This is a genomic window from Nonomuraea sp. NPDC049625 (assembly GCF_040675285.1).
Classification (GTDB): Bacteria; Actinomycetota; Actinomycetes; order Streptosporangiales; family Streptosporangiaceae; genus Nonomuraea; species Nonomuraea angiospora_A.
The window spans coordinates 139,493-160,602 of sequence record NZ_JBFAOQ010000020.1; the positions used below are offsets into that span (position 1 = coordinate 139,493).

The following is a 21,110-nucleotide window of genomic DNA, read 5'->3' on the forward strand; positions in this document are numbered from 1 at the left end:
GGAGCGTTTCATTCCTGGCAGCTTCCGCGACAATCATCACGTGATCGATCACTACCGCAATCTCTTCGACCGGCAGCAGTGGTTTGAGGACGGGCTTTCCTGGACCGTGGTGCAACCCCTCGACGAAGAGATCACCGTGGGGGATCTCCTGTGGCGGCTGAATGGAGGCCGTGATCCCGAGGAACGCATCATGGAGTACCCCATAGAGAAGGCCGGCGAAGAGTTCGTGCCCGTGCTCTTCGTCTACGAGGGTGAAGGAGCCTGGGGTTTCCTCGAGTTCACCTACGGCTTCACCACGCCGGACCACATCCTCACCGAACTCAGCAAGGCGTCCCGTGTGTGGATGACGACCTGGCACTTCAACGGGGGATACACGATGCTCTACGCGGCCGACGGCAAGATCAGGGCGCGGATGCGCAACTTCATCTTCGCCCAGCACGCCATCCAGGAGGGCGATCCGAGCATCCTCGCCGAATTCCGCGCCATGCTCGACCGCCTTGACCCGGAGGATTACCGAGGCAAGCGCAGTGCGGCGTTCGCCTTCATCGAGGCGTCCACTGGCATGGGTATCGAAGCCGAATGGCTGGACGTAGAAGAGGCGCCCGTCATCATCCTCGACAACTGGAATGAGACCTGAACCGCAGCGGTCCGACTTCAGGGCTGATGTCCCCACGACGGCTGAGGAGACTCCTCAGGTTTCGGCGTTCTCGGTTCTCAGCACGTCATAGCCGGCGAAGGTAAACATGCGCCGTCCCGAGATCAGGGGACGCGACTGACCCGTGAAGCGGTGGACGCCGACGCCGAAGCCGGCATCCGGCTCCGATAGCCATTCGCGTTCGAAGCCACGCTCCTCGAACCAGCGACAGATCAGGGGCACCCGGTCAGGAGCCCCGCGGTGCCGAGTCCAGATAATCGTGCCGCCGGTCTTGCACAACTGGGTACAAGTGTCGATCGTGCGCTCGATGTCCTCATCTGTGATGTTGCCGAACACCCCACACACGAGCACGATCTCGGCGGGCACCGAATCCCGGTAATGGTCAGTGAGCGCGGCATCGGCCGTGACCACTTCGACCTGCCGGAGTCCCGCCGATTTGATCGCCTCCTCGGCGATGGCGGTGTTGCCCGGGTCCAGTTCGACCAGGCGCGCCCGAACATCGTCACGGCGGGGATGATCGGTCAGCACCTCCAGCACGTCGCGGCCCTGACCCGAGCAGAGACTGACGAGCTTCAGCGGACCGGGCGGGCAGCCGTCCAACGCCAGCCGTATCCGTTCCTGGACGACCTGCAAGCGCCGCGCCAACTGTGAACCGGGGACGTCGTACTCATCGTGCCAAGTCTGCCAATCCATGAACGAACCCTACGAGGGCACACAGCCGAAACGCACTCCTTCGCCTCCGGCGGGGGACTCAGGCTCCGAGATGATCGACTGATGGCCATGCAGGTCGTCGCCCTTTCCAGTACGGCAGCGATCCGGCAGCGGTTTGCCAGGCCGTTCGCCCAGGGTGGAGGGCATGTCTGTCAAAGAACGTATCTTCGCCCATCCACCCGCGCCCGGCCCGGTCCAGTTCGATGAGCGGTTCGAGGCGTGGGTGGTCTCCCGGCACGCCGATGTCCGCAGGATCCTCAGCGACCACGCCGCCTTCTCCTCCGACGAACTCGCCCACGGCGCACATCCGGCACCTCACCACGACAATCCCGTGTTGCGCAGCCTGCCGTCGCTCGATCCGCCCCGCCATCACGAGCTGCGCCGCCTGGTGGCCAGGGTTTTCACTCCCCGCGCCGTGTCGGCCCTGGAGCCCTCCATCGCCGAGACCGCCAGGGAACTGCTGGTCGAGGGGTCCGGTGAGGTGGTGGACGGGTTCGCTTCGCCGCTGACGGTCGCCACGCTCGCGGGGCTGCTCGGCATCTCACCAGAGCGCAGGGCCGACTTCGTACGCTGGACGATCACGATCTCCGAGTTCGCCGGCGCCAACGCCGAGGACCCCGTACGGCAGGCGCGCTTCCACCAGGACCTGACCGAACTGCGCACCTGCATCCGCGAGGTGGTCGCCGAGCCGAGGGGCGGCATGATCCCGGCCCTGGCGGCGGCGCTCGACGAGAGCGAACTGCTCGATCTGGCCACCACACTCATCGTCATGGGCCACGAGACGACCACCAGGTTGATCTACCACGCGGTCCTGTGCCTGGAACGCTTTCCCACGGCGCCGACGCCCGGCCTGGTGGAGGAGGTGCTGCGCTACCTGCCGCCGGTGGGCGGCACGGAACGCTTCACCACGGCCCAGGTGGACGTGGACGGCGTCACGATCCCACCCGGGGCGCGGGTGGTGGCCTCGATCCGCCGCGCCAACCGGGACCCGCTGGTGTTCGCGGCCCCCGACGCGTTCGACGCCACGCGCGACCCCAACCCGCACCTGTCCTTCGGCACGGGCATCCACGTCTGCCTGGGCCTGCGACTCGCCACCAGCCAGGCGGCCGTCGCGATCCGGGCGCTGCGGAAGGCCTTCCCCGGCCGCTGGCGCGTGCCCGAGGACGGGCTGGAGGCTACGATCTCCCCCGTCGGGGTCGACATCCAGCGGATGCGCCTGATCACTCAGCGAAGCGAGCTGTGATCATGCCGTTCATGAGTTGCGGCTTCTGCCGCATCAAGCCCTCGCAGACCGTCCACCAGGACGAATACAAGTCATGAACGACGCCGGCGCGCTATCCCGTGAACTCCGTCGATCCTTGGAGGGTTGATCATGTCGTCAGAAGCCGTGCTGGCAATCGTCGACCAGGACGGCGCCGTGCTGTGCGACATGGCCGGCGGCAATCCGGCGCTACCGCGGATGCGGTTCGACGGCAGGTGGCCGCCGATGGACAGTGAGCTGACCGATCGCGTTCGTCGCGAACTCGGGCTGTCCACGGTGGTCCTGGAGCCGTTGGACTTTACGACGGTGGTGCTGCTGGCAGAGGGCAGGGCGCGGCCGGTCTCCGCCGATGGGTTCGCGTGGCACGGTCGGGATGCGGTGACCGGGCAGAGCCTGGCACTCGACTGCCGGGCGGCGCGATCCCGGCCGCCCGCCTCCGACTGGTTCGGGCCCGGCTGGTTCGAGCGAGCCGAGTCCTACATCGACGGGGAGATCAAGGCTGCCGGTCGCGTTCGGCTCGGTCCGAGCCGCCAGATCAAGCACTGGAGCATGTCAGCCGTGCTGCGCACGCCGACTGACCGGGGTGACCTGTACCTGAAGGCGGTCCTGCCGAGGCTTGCTCGCGAACCGGACATCACTCGGTACCTGGCGTCATTGCGCATCGCGCCGTTCGCCACCATCACCGCGACGTCACCCGGTGACCGCTGGTGGCTCGCGGAGGACTTCGGCGGCGTGGACGGCTGGGCGGTCTCCCCGGAGCAGCGTCGCGCATGCCTGGCACAGCTGGTCACGGTGCAGAAGGAGACCATTCACCGCGGGGACGAGCTGATCGCCGCGGGGTGTGTCCCGCTCACCCCGACCTCGCTGGCCGACGGCGTACGGTCGACCCTGGCCCGCGACGACATCTGGCGGGCGCCCAAGCTTGCGAAGAACCTGGACCGGGCGCTGACCGACGAGGAGGCCGACCGGCTGCAGGCACTGACGCCGTATCTGGTCGAGTGCGCCGAGCGCCTGGACGAGGCGGCCGTCCCGGCGGCGATCGTCCACCGCGATTTCCACCCGGGCAATGTGGTCGTGCGCGACGACGGGATCCTGTTGCACGACTGGAGCTTCGCCACCGTCACGAACCCGTTGTTCGATCTGGCCTCATGGCTGCACGACGCGTCCGAGCCGGACGCCGCGGCCTACCTCGACGCCTTCTTCTCCGCCTGGGCCGACGCCGTCGCTCCGGAACGGATGCGGAGCGCATGGCGCGTGGCCAAGCCGCTCGCCGCGGTGGTGGAGATGATGAAGCTGATCGAGCTGGCCGACATCGTCGGACCGGATCACGACTTCAACTGGCTGCCGATGACCTACGGTTGGGGCCGGCGGCTGCTGAACGCGGCCACCGACCCCGACCTGACCGTCAACGGTTGGCGATCGTAGGGCTCACTCGAGGCCCGGCACGGGACCGGTCCCCGATGCCTCCACGAGCACCTCCCCGGCCGCCGTCCGCACGTACAGCACCGACCGCCCGGCCCGCCGCCGCTCCACCAGCCCAGCGTCCAGCAGCACCCGCAGATGCCGGCCCACCGACCCCAGCCCCTGACCGGTCACGGCGACCAGCTGGGTCGTGCTCATGGGAGTCCCCAGCAGCACCAGCAATCCGGCCCGCGCGGTCCCGATCAGCGCCCCGAGCCCGGCCGGGAGGGGCCGCCGGTCGTGGTCCTCGGCGAGCACCCCGAGGCACGAATAGACGACGGCGTACCGCTCCCGTCCCTCCCACGACACCCACCCGGTCCTCGGCGTCACCGGCATGAACAGCAGGTCGGCCCCGGCGGCGATCTCCCGCGGCTGATACGCGTTCAGGTTGACCTGGAACCGGCTCTCCCCGAGCCACCGCGTCCCCGGCTTCAGCGAGTCCAGCACGGCCGCCCAGCCGCCCTGGCTCACCCGCGCGGTCCGCGCGACCATGTCTGCCTCCAGGACGCGCCGCCGACGCTCCCAGTACGGCCGTACGGTCTCCTCCCAGACGTACGTCAGGAGCGCGGTCGCCCGCTCGGGCAGGTCGTCCCGCTCCAGGGCGGCGGGAAGCGGGCCCCGGAGGGACACGCGGAGGTTGGCCCGCGCCTCCTCGGCCCCGGTCGCCCGCACCCGGGCCACGGTCGCCTCGAAACTCTCCCCCTCGCACGAGGTGGGGCAGAAGAAGTCGGCGATCCAGGACCTGCCGAGCGCCGCCCGTACGACCAGCGCGGCCACCGGGTCGGCCGCGAGGCGCGCGCGGTAGCCGGGCAGGTGCGCGCGCAGCCAGGCCTCCTCGCCCGGATGGGCACCGGTCCCCGCGTGCAGCAGCTTCAGGCTCGCGAAGGTCTCGGCGAACGGCGAGAGCACGAACCGGCTACGGGCGAGGACATCGGTGTCGATCTGCCACAGGCCCATGCGTACAACCTTTCGCGCGTCGGCGAAACAGTAAACACGACCCCCGGGCCGCTCCGAGACTCCGACGTATGCGCAGCTATCGAACCCTGTTCCGCACCCCGGAGTTCACCCCGTTCCTGCTCTCTTATGCCGCTTTCGCCGCGGCTCAGACGATCGGCGCCCTGGCCCTCGGCACGCTGGTCTTCCAGGCCACCGGCTCCCCGCTGCTGTCGGCGGTGAGCATGTTCGGCCCGCAGCTGGCGAAGCTGGTGGGGGCCACGTTCCTGCTCTCGGGCGCCGACCGCCTGCCCCCGCGCGCGGTCCTTTCCGGCCTCTCCCTCGCCTTCGCGGCCGGTACCGCGGTGCTGGCGCTGCCCGGTCTGCCGGTCGCGGCGGTCTTCGCCGTCGTGCTGGCGCAGGGCCTGATCGCGTCCCTGGGCGGGGGAGCGCGCTCAGGACTGTTGACCGAAATCCTGTCGAAAGACGGCTATGTCCTGGGCCGTTCGGTGTTCAACATGCTCTGGGGCCTGATGCAGGTGGCCGGGTTCGCGACGGGCGCCGCGCTGCTGACGCTTCTGACCCCGAGGACATGCCTGCTCCTGGCGGTGGCGCTGTACGTGATGTCGGCCCTCGCCACCCGCCTGGGCCTCACGGTCCGCCCGCCGCGCTCCTCCGGACGCCCGTCCGTCTCGGCGACCTGGCGCACCAATGCCCTCCTGTGGTCCTCGCGCTCCCGCCGCCTGACGTACCTGGGCCTGTGGATCCCCAACGGACTGGTGGTCGGCTGCGAGTCGCTCTACATCTCGTACGCCCCCGGAGCCGCCGGCACGCTGTTCGCGTGCGCGGCGCTGGGCATGTTCATGGGAGACGTGGCGGTGGGCCGCCTGGTGCCGCCCGCGTCGCGCCCCCGGCTCGCGGTCCCGCTGCGCCTGCTGCTGGCGACGCCGTACCTGTTCTTCGTCCTGCAGCCGGGAGTGGCGCTGTCGGCCGTGGCCGCCGTCGTCGCCTCCGTCGGCTTCGGCGCGAGCCTGGTCCTGCAGGAACGCCTGATGTCCCTCACCCCGGACGACCTCGCGGGCCAAGCCCTCGGCCTGCACTCCGTCGGCATGTCCACCATGCAGGGCGTCAGCGCGGCCCTCGCGGGCGTGGTGGCCCAACTGATCTCCCCAGCCGCGGCGATGACGGTGCTGGCGTTCGGGTCGGTCGCCGTGACCCTGACCCTCGCGGTGCTGGGCAGGCACGAGGAACGGCAGCCGGCCATCCCCACCTGATCGGTCGGAGCCTGCGCGACCTCCACGGCCTCCACGGCCTCCACGGCCTCCACGGCCTCCACGGGGAGGAGCGGGTCGAGCCCGCGGAGGCGCCGCGCGAGCTGCCGCCAGCCGAGCGCCAAGCGCTCCACGGCTGCTCGCGCCGGATTCGCGTCGGCGGTCAGACGGGGATGAACAGCGCCTCGAACGGCGGGTCGCCGACGCCGGTCGTGACGTGCCCCATTCCTGTGGTGTCGGCGGCGAGTACGAGGTCGCCGGGACCGAAGCGACGCCGGCCGCCGTCGCTGACCGTCACCTCGATCACCCCGCGCAACATCACCACCCACTGCTCACGTGGCGCCGGGTGCGCGGTGCTGTCGAACGCGGCACTGCGCAGGAACTGCACGCCATCTCTCGACGGCAGCCCACCGACGGCCATGGCCGGCACCCCGTCGGCCACCTGCCGGTGTTCCAGTGCGATCTCGCCGTCCTCGAACGCTGATCCGCCGTCCTCCGTGCGGGTGATCCTGGTGAAGCGCATCAACTCACTCCGATGAACTGGTGGTCGGTACGGATCCGCCCATCGCTGTCCAGGGCGAGGATGTCCAGGCCGCCGCCGACGGCCTGTCCCGTGTGGGTCGACACCATCGACCACCGGATGCCGAGCACGTTGGGAATGAGGAGGGACGCCTCTTCGGCGCACTCAAAAAGGTGCTCGCCCGACGCGACGAACATCTCGTACGCACGGGTCACCCTGGCGTTCAAGGCGTCGTGACCCCGGACTTCCAGCGGCGGCACCGGAAACGCCAGCCCCGCGGCGGCCTCACGGATCTCCTGCGGCGGGTCGACCAGCACCTGGACCCCGTCGAGCGCCCACATTTCGCGTATGAGCGCGGCCCGCGCGGCCGGATCGGGTTCGTTCCACTGGGCGACGTACCGGTCGGCCCATTGCTTGATATCGAGTGCGTTGCTCATGCACAGCAGTGTGCTGATTCCCCCGCGCCACCGCGATTCCCTGCAGGGAATCGCGCCGCTGCTGGCTCGGGCAGGTGGGCGGGTTCGTGGCCGCGGTCATCTTCACTGCTGCGCCCGTCCTCGCCACCGGCATCTGCGTCTTCACCGGGAGAGTCGTACGCGCGTGGGTCTTCGGCCCCGTCGCAGTGGCGTGCGCCGGTTTTGTCCTGCGAGGCCTGCACATGGATGCGCGACAAGCGAAAATGCCGTGGCAAATAATTTGCCACGGCATTTTGTCACCCGCGTTTTCGGGCGGCCGAGAGCGATTCCGACTCAATCGCCGATCACAGTGCCAGGGGATGCCCTCGGTCTCGACGGAGGACGTCGTCGCCGAGCTCATCCCCGGGCGGGCCTTCGCACCTTGGTTCGTACCGTGCGTTACGACTTACCAGTCGTGGTGGTGGTCAAACTTCTTGTCGTGCTCGTCCTCGTCGTGGTCGAACTTCTTGTCGTGCTCGAACTTTCTGTCGTGCTCGAACTTCTTGTCATGCTCGTTCTCGTCGTGCTCGAACTTCTTGTCATGCTCGGACTCGTCGTGCTCGAACTTCTTCTCGCGCTCGGCCTCGTCGTGCTTGAACTTCTTGTCGTGCTCGAACTTGTCGCGGTCGAACTTCTTCTCGTGCTCGAACTTCTTGTCGTGGTCGAACTTGACGTGGTCGATCTTGACGTGGTCGAACTTGAAGCGATCGGACTTCTTGTCGCGGTCGAACTTCTTGTCGCGGTCCATCTTCTCGCGGTCGAACTTCTTGTCGTGCTCGAACCTGTCGCGATCGAACTTCTTGTCGTGCTCGTTCTCGTCGTGCTCGAACTTCTTGTCGTGCTCGTTCTCGTCGTGCTCGAACTTCTTCTCATGTTCGAACTCGTTGTGCTCGAACTTGTCGTGGTCGAACTTCTTGCCGTGCTCGAACTTCTCGTCGTGGTCGGACTTGTCCTCGCGACCCCACCAGAGGACGTCGCACACGCCCCACTCGCTCGCGCAGCCCGCGGCCGGCTGCGTCGGGACGTAGCCCACGCTCGCGCTCGCCACTGCCTGGCCGAGCGGAACGAACATGAGACCGGTGGCCGCAGCGGCCAGAGCCAGCTTGGCGATACGGGCGCTGCGCGGCGTCGGCAAATGCCGAATTTCAGTATTCACGTGCTCTCGTTTCCATTCATGGATAAATCGACGCGAAATCCGACGCCCACATCTCGGTAGGCATTCAGACAGAAGCGTACATACCCGCAAGGATTATCTCATTCACCTCAATGAACCCCAATAACCCGTCAAATTCGATACCTTTAAAGAAGGCGTCGTCACACAAATATTTTGGCGTTTCTTTGCATGTCGTGAGACATGCCATGACGCTGATTCCGATTAATTCACATTTGCGAATACGCGGCGATTTGCCGTCCAGAACGGCACCACCCGCGCGGGCTGACGGCGGAACCGTGTCTCGCTGGCACAGCCTCGACGAAGCGGCCGTGCCGGACCGCGCGCCGGCGGTGGGCTCGGCCGCCGCTACGCGCTGCCCGGCGTCTCGGCGTAGTTCACTCCGGGGCGCGTCCCCAGGCCGACACCATCGGCGCGGTCGCCAGGTCCATGCCACCGGCCGCCACGTTGGCCAGGTGCCGCTCGACCTCTTCCTCGGTCGCGTGGCCGCCGGCGACCAGGCCCTCGCGGATGTGCGCGATGGTCGCCGTCTCCAGCAGGTCGCAGGCGGGGGAGGCGATCGGGAAGTACGCCTCGGCCGCCACGTCGACCAGCCCGGCGGCGCGGAGGAGCCCGGGAAGCCGCCGTCCGTACGCGAGGTCGGCGCCGCGCCCGGCCAGCATCGCGCGGAACCCGGCACGGATCCGGTTGGCCGGCCGCTCACGCTCCCCCTGCTCGTACGGGGAGCTCAGCGGTTGCAGCGCGGGGTCGGCGTCCTCGAGAAGGAGGCGGCCGCCGGGCTTCAGCGCCGCGACCATCGACCGCAGGGCACGTTCGCGGTCGGCGACGTGCACCAGCACCAGGCGCGCGTGCACGAGGTCGAACGCCTCATCGGGAGGGTCGGAACGGGCGACGTCATGCCGGCGTACCTCCACCACCGGGCCGGCCGCATCACGGATCCAGGAGACGTCGATGTCGGTCGCCAGGACGCGGCCCGTGGGACCGACGCGTTCGGCCAGCCCTCGCGGGACGGACGGCCCCCCGGCGCCGAGTGCGGGTCATCGTGACGGGGCGAGGCGATCCCAGACCAGGCGCTGCCGTTCCGCCGACAGACCCTGGCCGCTCATGGCCCGATGCAACAGGTCGAAGTCGCACCCCTGCGCGCTCATGTGGTCGAGGACGGGTTCGTAACGGTCGGCCCTGTCCCGTACGAGTTCCGTCGCCAGCCGTAGTTCCAGACGAACCGCAGGAACCTGGTGCGAGCCGCATGCGATCCACACGCAGTGCTGCCATGGGCCGCGACCGACGCATTCCATCGCGTCGGAGTCGGTCTGCCTCTCGACGGTGCTCATCTCCACCTTGACCCCGTGCACCTCGTACCTGGCGAAGTATTGCGCGGACGCCGGAATCCACGAGGCGGCATGAAGGCAGGGGAACGAGGCGAGCGCGGCACCGAACTCATCCACCTCCTCCCGCCGCGCCACCAGGAGGTCGATGTCCCCGACAGGAAGCTGAACCCCCTGGAGGAGAGCCGCGCTCGTGCCCCCCAGGCGGTAAGCGATGTCGGCACCCGCGGCTCGCATGGCGGTGAGCACCGTGTCCAGCGCCGCAGTGATGTCCGCCGCTCGAAGAGACGTTCCGCCGTTGTCCATGGCGAGCAGCCTAAGAGCGCGAGGACGCGGGATGTCAGTCGTGCTGACCTGCGTTCGCAGTCAGCTTCAGCCGCCTTTGCAGTGGATCACAAGTCGTGATCGCCACGATCACCCGCAGGGTCGTAGATCACGGCCCTGCGCAACCAGAAGGGGGGTGAACAGCATGCTGAACATCGAGGACCTTCCCGCCGGTGTCTCCGAGCTCGACGGCGAGGAGCTGGAGGTGATCGCGGGCATGGAACCGGACTGGAGCACCTATCTCTGCACCGCCAGCCAGAAGGGCGACTGCTGGAAGACGTGATCCGACCGCGATGACCGCGGCCCGGTGAGCAGCGGGGAGCCCGTCAAGCGGCTCCCCGCTGTTGCGACAGCAAAGGACCGAACGACCGTGTTATTGATCATCAGCAGCCACCGCGACGACTCGATACACGTCGTGCTGCCCAAGCTGCGCGAGCGCGGCGTGCCGCTGCTGTGGTGGGACGAGGCCGATTACCCCGGAGCCTCCACCCTCACCACCAGCTGTCTCGACGGCCGCTGGCGCCAGGTGCTGACCTATCGGGGCGAGACGTACGACCTGTCGAAGGTGAGCGCGGTGTGGGACCGGCGCCCCGACCGGCCGTCCGCGCTCGATGTTCCGGAGCCGTCGCAGCGTGCCTTCGCCGAGCACACGGCCAAGATCGCTGTCACCGGCGCGTACGACCTCATGGTCGGGGCCCGGTGGATGCCCGCGCCGCCGCAGTACACCGCGGCCGTCGACAACAAGCTCCTGCATCTGTACCGGGCCGCCGAGCTCGGGTTGACCGTGGCCGACACGGTGGTGACCAACGATCCCGAGGTCCTGGTGCCGCTGTGGAACCAGGCCGGCGGGCGGATGATCACCAAGACGCTCGGATTTCACCCGTTCACGCTGGACGGGGAGGCTCGTCACCTGTTCACCGCGACGGTGCCCAGGCGGCGGCTGACCGGGCGGCACCGGCTCCGGCACGGCCCGGCGATACTGCAGCCGAACCTGCCCAAGGCGTACGAGCTGCGGGTGACCGTGGTGGGCGAGCAGGTGTTCGCCGCCCGCATCGACTCCCAGACCTCGCGGCTCACCACCGTGGACTGGCGGCACTACGACGACACCAAGGTGGGCTACGCGGCCTACGACCTGCCGCAGGACATCGCCGACCGTTGTGTCCGGCTGGTGGCCGGGCTGGGCCTGAGCTTCGGCGCGCTGGACTTCATCGTGACCCCGGACGGCCGGTACGTCTTCCTGGAGCTCAACGTCAACGGCCAATGGGCCTTCGTCGAGCTGCGTACCGGCATGCCCATCAGCGACGCCATCGCCGACTGGCTCACCACCGCCACCACCACCGGCCCCGATTCGAAGGACTCCGCCGATGCCCACTGACCAGCGCACCGCCGTCCGTACCTCCTTCGCCGACGACCTCGCCGGGGCGGTCGCGCTCCTGCAGGGGTTGCCGACCGCGCAGGACCAGGTGGGAGAGGCGCGGCGGCGCGCGCGTGACTGGGCCGCCGCGCGGCCGCACCTGCGCGCCCAACTGGTCGTCGACGAGCCGCCGGGGACGACCCGGGTCGGTTACGACCTGCTCCTCGACCACCCCGAGGGCGGCACCGTCGCGCTGTCGGCCGAGGCGGAGGACGGCGTCCCGTGGCTGGTGGACCACTCCACCCACTGGGCGGCGGCCAACGTCCTCAGCGTGGACGGCGTCGGGCTGTCCATCGCGGTGGCGCTGTCCACCATCCGCGCCCTGGGCGTGCGCGACCAGCAGCTCCACGAGCGGCTGGTGGACCACCGCATCCTGCTCAACGAGCTGGAGGGCGCCCTGCAGTCGCCGACCGAGGCCGAGATCCAGGAGGCCGCCGACGAGTTCCGCCGCCGCCGTGGGCTCACCGGCAAGGCGCAGACGCTGGAGTGGCTGGCCGAGGCGGGCATGTCGCCGGAGATGTTCCGGACCCACGCCCGTACCCAGGCGATCATCGCCCGCATCCGCGACCGCTTCGCCGGCGAACCCGCCCGCCGCCACCTGGCCGAGCACCCGGAGGACTTCACGATGCGGCGCGCGGTGTGGGTGACCGGCCCACACGCCGACGAGCTGCGCGCCCTGTCGGAGGGTCCGGTGCAGGACTTCGCGGCCCGTTCCCTGGCCGCCCTCGAACGCCCCGGGCACAGACTGCAGCTGCACGCCGCGACCGCGCTCACCTCCCGGCTGCCCGAGCCCCTGCGGACGGCGGCCGAGCGAACGGCGATCGGGCCGGTCCCCTACGAAGGCGGCCATCTGGCCGGGGCGGTCCACGAGGTCGTCCCGCCCGACGCCGGCGCGCCGGAAGTGCTGGAAGCAGCGCGGGACGCGGCCTTCCAGGCGTGGCTGGACGAGCGGCGGCGTAATGCGGAGATCCAGTGGTTCTGGCTCTGAGCGCGATCGGGCGGATGTGACGGTGAGGGAAATGGCGTACCGGATCGGGGAGGTGCGGCGGTGAGACGCCGCGTGCCGCTGCGGATGCAACTGGCCCGCAGTGACTGCGGCGCCGCCTGCCTGGCCATGGTGCTCAGCGCGCTGGGCCGCCGCACGGGCCTGGCGGAAGTACGCGAGCACCTGGCCGAAGGCGTGGACGGGGTGAGCCTGCGCGAGATGATCCAGGCCGGGGCCCGCTTCGGGCTGCGGTTACGGGCCTGCCGCGCCCCGATCGACACCCTCCGCGCGCTGCCCGCGCCGTTCATCGCCGTGTGGGAGAACAACCACTTCGTCGTCGTCGAGCACATCGGCCCACGCGGCGCCACCGTGATCGATCCGGCGCGGGGGCGGCGGAGACTGTCGCAGCAGCAGTTCCAGGCCGGATACTCCGGCAAGGTCCTGCTGGCCGACGCCCCCGCCGGGCTCACTCCCGCCGCCCGGCCCCGGCCCTGGCGCGTGCTGCGCCCGCTGCTGGCACCCGCGCTGGCCAACCGGGGGCTGATCGTCGCGGTGCTGCTGACCTCGCTGACGGCGCAGCTGCTCGGGCTGGCCGTGCCGCTGTTCACCAAACTCGTGGTGGACCGGCCGGTGGCGATGGATGCGACGACGCTGGCTGCGGCCGCGCTGTGCGTCGTGCTCGTGTACGGGCTGACGTCCTGGACCCGCGCCCGGATGCTGATCCGGCTGCAGACCTCGGTGGCGGCCGAGGGGATGCGCGCACTCGTCGGCCACACGCTGGCGCTGCCGTACCGCTTCTTCCAGCGCCGCTCCAGTGGCGACCTGCTGAGCCGGCTCAGCGGGGTGGCCATGCTGCGCGATCTGCTCACCGAACAGTCGCTGGCCTTCCTGTTCGACCTGGCCACCGCGGTGACGTACCTGACCCTGCTCATCCTCGCCGCGCCCGGGCTCGGGCTGGTGACGCTCGCGGCGGCGGCGCTGCAGGCCGGTGTGGTCCTGGCCACCGCCCGCCGCGGCATGCACCTGGCCTTCGCCGCCCTGCACACCACCGCCGCCACCCAGGCCACCATGGTCGACAGCCTGGCCGGCATCGAGGCGATCAAGGCCTCCGGCGGGGAGGCGGCCGCGGCGGACCGCTGGCGCGTCCACCACGAGGAGGAGCTGACCACCGGGGCGGCCCGGGACCGGCACGTGGCCGCGGTCCAGACCGCCACCACCACCCTGCAGATCGCGCTCCACCTGAGCCTGCTGGTGACCGTGTTCGCCTCGACCTCCGGGACGCTGGGCGACCGGCTCGCCCTGGTGTCCCTCGCCGTCGCCGCGACCACGCCGCTCGCGTCGCTCCTGGGCATCGTCTACCAGCTGCAACTGGCCGCCGCACACCTGGGCCGCATCGCCGACCTGATGGGTACGCCGCAGGAGCGCATCGGCGGCATCCGTCCGGACGGCGGGCTGCGCGGCAGCGTCACCGTCACCAAGATCAGCGTCGGCTACGACGCCCGTACGCCGGTGCTCCGCGACCTCTCCCTGCGCATCCCGGCCGGCGCGCGGGTCGCCATCGTCGGCGCGTCGGGATCCGGCAAGACCACCCTCGGCCGTACCCTCATCGGCCTGACCGAGCCGACCGCCGGGCAGGTCCGCTTCGACGACATCCCGCTGCAAGAACTCGACCGGCAGTGGCTGCGCCGGCAGGTGGGCGTGGTCACCCAGCAGCCACACCTGTTCTCCGGCACCATCGCCGCCAACATCGCGGGCTTCACCCCCGTCAACCACCAGGCGGTCGAGCACGCCGCCCGCCTGGCCGAACTCCACGACGAGATCGTGCGCCTCCCGCAGGGCTACGACACCAACGTCGGAGAGGGCGGTACGCGCCTGTCCGGCGGCCAGCGCCAGCGCCTGGCGCTGGCCCGCGCCCTGGTCCACCGGCCCCGCATCCTGCTGCTGGACGAGCCCACCGCGGCGCTGGACGCGGTCACCGAGGAACGCATCCGCCGCAACCTGCTCAGGCTCGGCCAGACCCAGGTCATCATCGCCCACCGGCTGTCCACGATCCAGGACGCGGACCTGATCGTCGTGCTGCACCGCGGCCAGATCATCGAGGCGGGCACCCATCACCAACTCATGACCCACGACGGCCACTACGCCTACCTGGTGCGGCACCAGCACCAGTCGCCCGGCCCCACACCGGCCCTCAACCCCCGTTGACACGCACCCGGGCGGCCGATTGCCGGCTCGTCCTGCCATGATCACCGTGCGGGAGGTGTCCCCCGGGAGGCCCTGCGGCGGATGGGGGTTACCTTGTGTTCGGTGGCTGAGCTGTCCGTATGTGGCGTCGCGGCCGACGGGGGAAAGGGGAGACCCGCGCCTTTCCACTCTCAACGTATAGCGCACCGGGGGGCTTGCCACAAGACCCGGGTCATGCCGCAGAATCGTCCGCCGAGGCCAGAACCTGCGGAAATGGGGGACGCGAAGTGCGTGTGGTGTTGTCGACGTACGGGTCGCGCGGGGACGTCGAACCGATGGCGGCACTCGCGGTGCGGTTGCGGGAGCTCGGCGCGGAGGTGCGGGTGTGCGCGCCGCCGGACGAGGAGTTCGCGCAGCTGTTGGCCGGGGTCGGCGTGCGGCTGGTGCCGGTCGGTCAGTCGGCGCGTGCGCTGACGACCGCGGCGCCGCCGCCGTCATCCCTGCCCGAGCGCGCGGCCGAATTGATCGCCGGCCAGTTCGACGCGGTCACCGCGGCGGCCGAGGGGTGTGACGTGCTGGTGGCGACCGGCATGATGCCTGCCGCCGCCGGTGCGCGGTCGGTGGCCGAGAAACTGGGCATCCCTTCCGTGTCCGTGACCTTCCAGCAGCTCACCCTGCCGTCGCCGCACCGCCCGCCGCTGGCCTATCAGGGCCGGCCGTTCCCGCCGGAGGTGACCGACAACCGGGTGCTGTGGGACCTGGACGCCCAGAGCATCAACGCGCTGTTCGGTGCGGCGCTCAACACCAGCCGGGCGTCGAACGGCCTGCCGCCGGTGGACGACGTTCGCGACTACGTCATCGGCGACCAGCCGTGGCTGGCGACGGACCCGGCCCTGGACCCGTGGCAGGGGATGCCGGAGCTCGACGTCGTACAGACCGGCGCGTGGATCCTGCCGGATGCTCGCCCGCTCCCGGCCGAGCTGGTGGCGTTCCTGGAGGCCGGCGAACCGCCGGTGTACGTGGGTTTCGGCAGCATGCCCATGCACGCTTCCAAGGACGTCGCCCGGGTGGCCATCGAGGCGGTCCGGGCGCAGGGCCGCCGCGCGCTCGTCAGGCGCGGCTGGGCCGACCTGGCTCTGATCGACGACCGGGACGACTGCTTCGCCGTCGGCGAGGTCAACCAGCAGGCGCTGTTCGGCCGGGTGGCCGCGGTCGTGCACCACGGTGGCGCGGGCACGACGACGACGGCCGCGCGGGCCGGCGCGCCTCAGGTGGTGGTGCCCCAGGCGACGGATCAGCCGTACTGGGCGGGTCGGGTGGCCGAGCTGGGCATCGGCGCGGCACACGACGGTCCGGCTCCGACCGCCGAGTCCCTGTCGGCCGCGCTCAGGACGGCTCTGGCCCCCGAGACCCGCGTACGAGCGGCTGCCGTCGCCGGCACGATCCGCACCGACGGGGCGGCGGTGGCCGCGAAGCTGCTGCTCGACGTGGTCAGCCCGGAAAGGCGGTCCGCATCCGCGTGACCCCCGGCGACCGGGTCTGTCACGCCGGTCCAGACGCCGACCTTCGCAAGCCACCTCACATCGGAGCTGATGACGTGAATCCCCTGACCACCGGCGTGTTCGACCTGCCCGAGCATCTTGCCCCCAAGGCCGACCCGGCGCTGATCGCCGGCGATGAGCGGCACTTCGCGGCCATCGCGGAGAGCCTTGAGCAGTCGATCTCCGAGCTGTCCGACCGCCTCGACGCCGAGCGCAAGGCGCCCGGCGGAAAGGGGCGGGCGGCCCTGGACCGGGACCTGGAGATCCACCGGCTCTCCGCCCGCCTGCGCGCGCTGCGTCGCTTCGGTCTGGACCTGTGCCTCGGACACATTGTCAGCGCGGACGACCCCGAGCCCGTGTACATCGGACGACTCGGCCTCACGGACAGCGAGGGCCGCCGGCTGCTGCTCGACTGGCGTTCCCCCGCGGCCGAGCCGTTCTTCGGAGCCACCCACGGGAACCCGATGGGTCTGGCGAGCCGCCGCAGGTACCGCTGGACCCGCGGCCGGATCAGCGACTACTGGGACGAGGTGTTCACCTCGGACGGGTTCGAAGGGCACCACGCCGCGCTCGACGACCAGTCCGCCTTCATCGCCAGCCTGGGCAGCAGCCGGTCGCCACGGATGCGAGACGTGCTCGGCACCATCCAGGCCGACCAGGACGCCATCATCCGCGCGGGATCCAGCGGCGCCCTCGTCGTCGACGGCGGTCCGGGTACGGGCAAGACCGTCGTCGCCCTGCACCGCTCCGCGTATCTCCTCTACTCCGATCCTCGCCTCGGTCACCGCCGGGGTGGCGTGCTGTTCGTCGGCCCGCACCAGCCGTACCTGGCCTACGTCGCCGACGTCCTCCCCAGCCTCGGCGAGGAGGGCGTACAGACCTGCACCCTGCGGGACCTCGTCGCCGAGGGAGCCACGGCGGCGATCGAGACCGATCCGGACGTGGCCCGCCTGAAGTCGTCCGCGAACCTGGTCAAGGCGATCGAGCCGGCCGTCAGGTTCTACGAGAACGCGCCCACCAAGGGGATGACGGTCACGACCCACTGGTCCGACATCTGGCTGAGCCCCGAGGACTGGGCCGAGGCATTCGAGGCCGCGGAGCCCGGCACCCCGCACAACGAGGCGCGCGACCAGGTCTGGGAGGAACTGCTCACGATCCTGGCGGACAAGCACGACAACGAGGACATCTCACCTGACCTGCTCCGCAAGTCGCTGCTGCGGAACAGGGAGCTGCTCACGACCTTCAACCGCGCGTGGCCGCTGATCGAAGCGGCCGACCTCGTCGGAGACCTGTGGTCGGTACCCGCCTACCTGCGGATGTGCGCCCCCTGGCTCAGCCCCGACGAGGTCAGGCGGTTGCAGCGCGCGGACGCCCAGGCCTGGACGGTGTCCGACCTGCCGCTCCTGGACGCGGCGCGGCAGCGGCTCGGCGACCCGGAGGCGGCGCGGCGCAAGCGGCGGCAGGAGGCCTCCGTCGCCGCCGAACGCGAGCGCATGGCCGGCGTCGTCGACAACCTGCTCGAGGCCGATGACGACGGTGAAGGCGCGGTGACGATGCTGCGCGGGCAGGACCTGCGGGACGCCCTGGTCGACGAGAACGCATCACCCGGTGTCGAACCGGACCAGCTCGCCGGCCCGTTCGCGCACATCGTCGTGGACGAGGCTCAGGAGCTGACCGACGCGGAGTGGCAGATGCTGCTGCTCCGGTGCCCGTCCAGGAGCTTCACCATCGTCGGGGACCGGGCCCAGGCCAGGCACGGGTTCACGGAGTCGTGGCAGGAACGACTGGAGCGGGTCGGGCTCGACCGCGTCAACCTGGCGTCCCTGAGCATCAACTACCGTACGCCGGAAGCGATCATGGTGGCGGCCGAGCCGGTCATCCGGGCCGCGCTCCCGGACGCCAACGTGCCGACCTCCATCCGCAGCACCGACGTCCCCGTCGTACACGGGGCTGTTTCGGAGCTGAGCTCGATCCTCGACACCTGGCTCGCCGCGCATGCCGACGGGATCGCCTGCGTGATCGGCGACCCCACGTTCCAGGGGACGTCCCGCGTGCGGTCGCTGACTCCGGAGCTGTCGAAGGGGCTGGAGTTCGACCTGGTCGTTCTCGTCGACCCGGAGGCGTTCGGCGAGGGCATCGAAGGAGCGGTCGATCGTTATGTCGCGATGACCCGGGCGACCCAGCAACTGGTCATCCTCACGAGCTCCTGATCTCGGCTCCGGGGCGAGGCCAAGGTAGGACACCGGCACGAGGGCTTCACGGCGTGGCCCTGACGGCTCGGCCGTGGATGCCATGCCAGAACCGTACTTGGGCTCGAATGTGCGAAAGGTATGGTGAGGGCCTATGACGACGTTTCGGATCAGCGAGGCCGCGGCGCTGCTCGGGGTCAGCGCCGACACCGTCCGCCGGTGGGTGGACGCGGGGCGGCTGGCGGCCGAGCGGGACGAGCACGGTCATCGCCAGGTGAACGGCGCCGACCTGGCCGCCTTCGCCCGGGCTCAGGTCGAGGAGATCGAGAGCGGCAGCCGTTCCTCGGCGCGTAACCGCTTTCGGGGGATCGTGACCGAGGTGATCCGGGACGCGGTGATGGCGCAGGTGGAGATCGCCGCCGGGCCGTTCCGGGTGGTGTCGCTGATGAGCCGCCAGGCCGCCGACGAGCTCGGCCTGGAGGTGGGGGTGGTGGCGGTCGCCGTGATCAAGTCCACCAACGTCGTCGTCGAGATCCCCGGTCACGAGCGCGTGAGCAGCAGCCAATCCGCATGACCGATCCCGTGCGCACCCACCAGGCGGACCTGAAAGGCGGGTCCGCCGGTCGCCCGGGCCGTCGGGCTTCCGGGCGGCTGCCGTGGATGCTGGTCGTGCCCGCGCTGGTGGGCCTGGCCTTCCTGGTGCTGCCGCTGGCCGGGCTGCTGATCCGCGCGCCGTGGGGCACGCTGCTGGAGCGGCTGGCCGAACCGCAGGTGCTGGAGGCGTTGCGGCTGTCGCTGGTGTGCGCGACCATCGCGACGGCTCTGTGCCTGGTGCTCGGGGTGCCGCTGGCGTGGCTGCTGGCCAGGGTGGACTTCCCGGGGCGGCGGGTGGTGCGGGCGCTGGTGACCGTTCCGCTGGTGCTGCCGCCGGTGGTGGGCGGTGTGGCGCTGCTGCTGGTGCTGGGGCGGCGCGGGCTGGTCGGGCAGTGGCTGGAGTCGTCGCTGGGGATCACGCTGCCGTTCACCACGGCGGGGGTGGTCGTCGCGGAGGCGTTCGTGGCGATGCCGTTCCTGGTGATCAGCGTGGAAGGCGCGCTGCGCGGCGCCGACCGGCGCTTCGAGGAGGCGGCCGCCACGCTCGGCGCCTCGCGCTGGACGGTGTTCCGGCGGGTGACGCTGCCGCTGATCGCGCCGGGTGTGGTGGCCGGGGCGGTGTTGTGCTGGGCCCGGGCGCTGGGGGAGTTCGGCGCGACGATCACGTTCGCGGGCAACTTCCCGGGCACCACCCGTACGATGCCGCTGGCCGTCTACCTGGCGCTGGAGACGGAGCCGGAGGCGGCGATCGTGCTCAGCCTCGTCCTGCTGGCCGTCTCCGTGATCATCCTGGCCAGCCTGCGGGATCGGTGGGTGAGCAGCCCATGACACTGCAGGCCCATCTGGTGGTCTCCCGGCCCGCCTTCACCCTCGACCTCGCGTTCGAGGTGGCCGCGGGCGAGGTGGTGGCCCTGCTCGGCCCCAACGGGGCGGGCAAGACGACCGCGCTGCGCGCCCTGGCCGGGCTCGTCGCGCTGTCCGGCGGCGAGATCGTCCTGGACGGCCGCGATCTGCACCCGCTGGCCGCCGAGCAGCGTCCGATCGGCATGGTCTTCCAGGACTACCTGCTCTTCCCGCACCTGACGGCGCTCGACAACGTCGCCTTCGGGCCGCGCTGCCAGGGCGTCCCCAAGGCCGAGGCCCGCCGCACGGCCGCCGTCCTGCTGGAACGGGTCGGCCTGGCCGACCGGGCCGCCGCCAAGCCGCGCCAGCTCTCCGGCGGGCAGGCTCAGCGGGTCGCGCTGGCCCGGGCGCTGGCCGTACGGCCCAGCCTGCTCCTGCTGGACGAGCCGCTGGCCGCCCTCGACGCCCACACCCGGCTGGAGATCCGCTCGCACCTGCGCCGTCACCTGGCCGACTTCGACGGCGCGACCGTCCTGGTCACCCATGACCCCCTGGACGCGATGGTGCTGGCCGACCGGCTGATCGTCATCGAGAACGGCGCCGTCGTCCAGCAGGGCACCCCGGCCGAGGTGGCCCGGCACCCGCGTACCGACTATGTGGCCCGCCTGGTCGGGCTCAACCTGCATCGAGGTCTGGCCGACGGGGCGCGGGTCAAGGTCGGCGAGCTGCTGCTGCTGCACACCTCCGAACGGCTCGACGGACCCGCGTTCGTCGCCTTCCCGCCCGCCGCCGTGGCCCTCTACCGGACGCGTCCGGACGGGAGCCCGCGCAACCTGTGGGAGGCGCGCATCGAGGGCATCGAACGGCACGGCGACAACGTACGCGTCCACCTCGACGGGCCGATCACCGCCTTCGCCGACATCACCCCCGCCGCCCTGGCCGACCTCGACCTGACGCCCGGCCAGCAGATCTGGGCCTCGGTCAAGGCCGGCGAGACCCACGCCTACCCGGCATGAACGCTAGACCCATAACTGGTCGGCGGCGCACACCCTGATGTCGGTGACCTGGCTGATGTGCCGCGATCCGCAGTGATCTCCCGGCATCACCAGGTGCGGCCCCTGCTCGGTCAGGTCCCGGCAGTCCATGGTGACGGCGAGCAGCGCCGCCGTGTTGCCGAACTCGGGGTCGATCTCGCCCCACGACAGCACGGCGCGGTGGCCGTCGCGTCCCAGCACCGCGATCAGATAGCGCACACGTATCTGCAAGGGTTTTT

At 70.4% G+C, this 21,110-nt stretch carries 20 protein-coding genes and 1 pseudogene; 13 read left to right on the forward strand and 8 right to left on the reverse strand.

Features of this window, described 5'->3' with window-relative positions; all coding sequences use genetic code 11:
* Nucleotides 1-40 precede the first annotated feature (40 nt).
* Nucleotides 41-637: a hypothetical protein gene (locus AB0J87_RS53745; RefSeq protein WP_363981424.1), complete on the forward strand. Its 597-nt coding sequence runs from the start codon at nucleotides 41-43 to the stop codon at nucleotides 635-637.
* 54 nt (nucleotides 638-691) lie between these two features.
* Here the strand turns inward: AB0J87_RS53745 and AB0J87_RS53750 are convergent, their stop codons facing one another.
* Nucleotides 692-1,348 (reverse strand): class I SAM-dependent methyltransferase, encoded by a 657-nt coding sequence (locus tag AB0J87_RS53750; protein ID WP_363981427.1) that lies wholly within the window; start codon nucleotides 1,346-1,348, stop codon nucleotides 692-694.
* A gap of 163 nt (nucleotides 1,349-1,511) precedes the next feature.
* On the opposite strand from AB0J87_RS53750, the gene AB0J87_RS53755 reads away from it, so the two are divergent.
* Both AB0J87_RS53755 and AB0J87_RS53760 read left to right on the forward strand, forming a co-directional pair.
* Nucleotides 1,512-2,609, forward strand: coding sequence for a cytochrome P450 (locus AB0J87_RS53755; protein ID WP_363981430.1), 1,098 nt, complete (start codon nucleotides 1,512-1,514; stop codon nucleotides 2,607-2,609).
* Between the two features lie 129 nt (nucleotides 2,610-2,738).
* Nucleotides 2,739-4,052 (forward strand): aminoglycoside phosphotransferase family protein, encoded by a 1,314-nt coding sequence (locus AB0J87_RS53760; RefSeq protein WP_363981433.1) that lies wholly within the window; start codon nucleotides 2,739-2,741, stop codon nucleotides 4,050-4,052.
* 3 nt (nucleotides 4,053-4,055) lie between these two features.
* On the opposite strand, the gene AB0J87_RS53765 is transcribed toward AB0J87_RS53760, so the two are convergent.
* Nucleotides 4,056-5,045, reverse strand: a complete 990-nt coding sequence (locus tag AB0J87_RS53765; RefSeq protein WP_363981436.1) for an ArsR family transcriptional regulator — start codon at nucleotides 5,043-5,045, stop codon at nucleotides 4,056-4,058.
* A gap of 68 nt (nucleotides 5,046-5,113) precedes the next feature.
* Here AB0J87_RS53765 and AB0J87_RS53770 point away from each other — a divergent pair, with 68 nt between their 5' ends.
* On the forward strand, nucleotides 5,114-6,295 hold the full coding sequence (locus AB0J87_RS53770) for an MFS transporter (RefSeq protein ID WP_363981439.1): 1,182 nt from the start codon (nucleotides 5,114-5,116) through the stop codon (nucleotides 6,293-6,295).
* 160 nt (nucleotides 6,296-6,455) lie between these two features.
* On the opposite strand, the gene AB0J87_RS53775 is transcribed toward AB0J87_RS53770, so the two are convergent.
* The 5 genes and pseudogenes from AB0J87_RS53775 to AB0J87_RS53795 form a co-directional block, all read right to left on the reverse strand.
* Nucleotides 6,456-6,815, reverse strand: coding sequence for a hypothetical protein (locus AB0J87_RS53775; protein ID WP_355206845.1), 360 nt, complete (start codon nucleotides 6,813-6,815; stop codon nucleotides 6,456-6,458).
* Nucleotides 6,815-7,249 carry a hypothetical protein gene (locus AB0J87_RS53780; protein WP_363981442.1) on the reverse strand — a complete coding sequence of 145 codons (435 nt, stop codon included), beginning with the start codon at nucleotides 7,247-7,249 and terminating at the stop codon, nucleotides 6,815-6,817. The genes AB0J87_RS53775 and AB0J87_RS53780 overlap by 1 nt, the downstream gene beginning before the upstream one ends.
* Nucleotides 7,250-7,673: 424 nt before the next feature.
* Nucleotides 7,674-8,423: a hypothetical protein gene (locus tag AB0J87_RS53785; protein ID WP_363981445.1), complete on the reverse strand. Its 750-nt coding sequence runs from the start codon at nucleotides 8,421-8,423 to the stop codon at nucleotides 7,674-7,676.
* Between the two features lie 392 nt (nucleotides 8,424-8,815).
* Nucleotides 8,816-9,457, reverse strand: a pseudogene (locus tag AB0J87_RS53790) (methyltransferase domain-containing protein); the annotation flags it as partial.
* Between the two features lie 18 nt (nucleotides 9,458-9,475).
* A complete protein-coding gene (locus AB0J87_RS53795; protein WP_363981448.1) occupies nucleotides 9,476-10,069 on the reverse strand; it encodes a hypothetical protein in 594 nt (197 codons plus the stop codon).
* A gap of 163 nt (nucleotides 10,070-10,232) precedes the next feature.
* Here AB0J87_RS53795 and AB0J87_RS53800 point away from each other — a divergent pair, with 163 nt between their 5' ends.
* From AB0J87_RS53800 to AB0J87_RS53840, 9 genes are all read left to right on the forward strand, one after another.
* Nucleotides 10,233-10,370 (forward strand): hypothetical protein, encoded by a 138-nt coding sequence (locus tag AB0J87_RS53800; RefSeq protein WP_350733660.1) that lies wholly within the window; start codon nucleotides 10,233-10,235, stop codon nucleotides 10,368-10,370.
* Between the two features lie 87 nt (nucleotides 10,371-10,457).
* Nucleotides 10,458-11,462 carry an MvdC/MvdD family ATP grasp protein gene (locus tag AB0J87_RS53805; RefSeq protein ID WP_363981451.1) on the forward strand — a complete coding sequence of 335 codons (1,005 nt, stop codon included), beginning with the start codon at nucleotides 10,458-10,460 and terminating at the stop codon, nucleotides 11,460-11,462.
* Nucleotides 11,452-12,489: a TIGR04500 family putative peptide maturation system protein gene (locus AB0J87_RS53810; RefSeq protein ID WP_363981453.1), complete on the forward strand. Its 1,038-nt coding sequence runs from the start codon at nucleotides 11,452-11,454 to the stop codon at nucleotides 12,487-12,489. The genes AB0J87_RS53805 and AB0J87_RS53810 overlap by 11 nt, the downstream gene beginning before the upstream one ends.
* 60 nt (nucleotides 12,490-12,549) lie before the next feature.
* Complete coding sequence (locus AB0J87_RS53815) at nucleotides 12,550-14,691, forward strand: peptidase domain-containing ABC transporter (protein ID WP_363981455.1); 2,142 nt, start codon at nucleotides 12,550-12,552, stop codon at nucleotides 14,689-14,691.
* A 266-nt stretch (nucleotides 14,692-14,957) separates the two neighbouring features.
* The gene (locus tag AB0J87_RS53820) at nucleotides 14,958-16,193 is read left to right on the forward strand and encodes a glycosyltransferase (RefSeq protein ID WP_363981458.1); all 1,236 of its coding nucleotides are present in this window, start codon (nucleotides 14,958-14,960) and stop codon (nucleotides 16,191-16,193) included.
* Nucleotides 16,194-16,267: 74 nt separating this feature from the next.
* Nucleotides 16,268-18,421, forward strand: a complete 2,154-nt coding sequence (gene helR, locus AB0J87_RS53825) for an RNA polymerase recycling motor ATPase HelR (protein ID WP_363981461.1) — start codon at nucleotides 16,268-16,270, stop codon at nucleotides 18,419-18,421.
* Between the two features lie 133 nt (nucleotides 18,422-18,554).
* Complete coding sequence (locus tag AB0J87_RS53830; protein WP_363981464.1) at nucleotides 18,555-18,974, forward strand: helix-turn-helix transcriptional regulator; 420 nt, start codon at nucleotides 18,555-18,557, stop codon at nucleotides 18,972-18,974.
* A gap of 86 nt (nucleotides 18,975-19,060) precedes the next feature.
* Entirely contained in the window at nucleotides 19,061-19,822 is a 762-nt protein-coding gene (locus tag AB0J87_RS53835; protein WP_363981591.1) for an ABC transporter permease, read from the forward strand.
* Nucleotides 19,819-20,853 carry an ABC transporter ATP-binding protein gene (locus AB0J87_RS53840; RefSeq protein ID WP_363981467.1) on the forward strand — a complete coding sequence of 345 codons (1,035 nt, stop codon included), beginning with the start codon at nucleotides 19,819-19,821 and terminating at the stop codon, nucleotides 20,851-20,853. The genes AB0J87_RS53835 and AB0J87_RS53840 overlap by 4 nt, the downstream gene beginning before the upstream one ends.
* 3 nt (nucleotides 20,854-20,856) lie before the next feature.
* On the opposite strand, the gene AB0J87_RS53845 is transcribed toward AB0J87_RS53840, so the two are convergent.
* A complete protein-coding gene (locus AB0J87_RS53845; protein ID WP_363981470.1) occupies nucleotides 20,857-21,090 on the reverse strand; it encodes a hypothetical protein in 234 nt (77 codons plus the stop codon).
* Nucleotides 21,091-21,110: the final 20 nt, after the last annotated feature.

Coding starts and splice junctions, on each gene's coding strand:
- AB0J87_RS53775 (WP_355206845.1), bottom strand. CDS start 6,815: ATGCGCTTCACCAGGATCACCCGCACGGAGGACGGCGGATCAGCGTTC.
- AB0J87_RS53840 (WP_363981467.1), top strand. CDS start 19,819: ATGACACTGCAGGCCCATCTGGTGGTCTCCCGGCCCGCCTTCACCCTC.
- AB0J87_RS53765 (WP_363981436.1), bottom strand. CDS start 5,045: ATGGGCCTGTGGCAGATCGACACCGATGTCCTCGCCCGTAGCCGGTTC.
- AB0J87_RS53770 (WP_363981439.1), top strand. CDS start 5,114: ATGCGCAGCTATCGAACCCTGTTCCGCACCCCGGAGTTCACCCCGTTC.
- AB0J87_RS53800 (WP_350733660.1), top strand. CDS start 10,233: ATGCTGAACATCGAGGACCTTCCCGCCGGTGTCTCCGAGCTCGACGGC.
- AB0J87_RS53755 (WP_363981430.1), top strand. CDS start 1,512: ATGTCTGTCAAAGAACGTATCTTCGCCCATCCACCCGCGCCCGGCCCG.
- AB0J87_RS53835 (WP_363981591.1), top strand. CDS start 19,061: ATGCTGGTCGTGCCCGCGCTGGTGGGCCTGGCCTTCCTGGTGCTGCCG.
- AB0J87_RS53795 (WP_363981448.1), bottom strand. CDS start 10,069: ATGGACAACGGCGGAACGTCTCTTCGAGCGGCGGACATCACTGCGGCG.
- AB0J87_RS53750 (WP_363981427.1), bottom strand. CDS start 1,348: ATGGATTGGCAGACTTGGCACGATGAGTACGACGTCCCCGGTTCACAG.
- AB0J87_RS53760 (WP_363981433.1), top strand. CDS start 2,739: ATGTCGTCAGAAGCCGTGCTGGCAATCGTCGACCAGGACGGCGCCGTG.
- AB0J87_RS53780 (WP_363981442.1), bottom strand. CDS start 7,249: ATGAGCAACGCACTCGATATCAAGCAATGGGCCGACCGGTACGTCGCC.
- AB0J87_RS53810 (WP_363981453.1), top strand. CDS start 11,452: ATGCCCACTGACCAGCGCACCGCCGTCCGTACCTCCTTCGCCGACGAC.
- AB0J87_RS53830 (WP_363981464.1), top strand. CDS start 18,555: ATGACGACGTTTCGGATCAGCGAGGCCGCGGCGCTGCTCGGGGTCAGC.